Below are 275 nucleotides of genomic sequence, written 5' to 3' on the forward strand. Positions count from 1 at the left end.
TTTCTTAATGAACCCTGATGAGGTTTCAAGAAAAATTTTTTCAGAATATGTCATTACCGGACTCATACACAATCAGCCTTTCACGATTATGTGTAGCAATAAAAATACATTGAAAGAATTTTATCTGAATCAAAACAATGTAGCCGTTGCTATGGGAAAATTTTTACCGGAAAGAATTGCTGTTTTTGATGCATCTTTAGACAAAGAAATATTGAATCAGTTGATGATGGTTGGGTTTTCCCGTCTCTTCCGATAAATCAGACAGCTATGCGTAT

1 protein-coding gene is annotated in these 275 nt (G+C 33.8%); it reads left to right on the forward strand.

Annotated elements, in window-relative coordinates:
- The coding region (locus tag ACS2QP_RS27660) for a hypothetical protein (RefSeq protein WP_438883047.1) at positions 1–256 on the forward strand (256 nt) is incomplete at its 5' end.
- Between the last annotated feature and the right edge of the window lie 19 nt (positions 257–275).

Origin of the sequence: Bacillus cereus group sp. Bce019, assembly GCF_051781745.1 — a bacterium.
GTDB classification, from domain to species: domain Bacteria; phylum Bacillota; class Bacilli; order Bacillales; family Bacillaceae_G; genus Bacillus_A; species Bacillus_A cereus.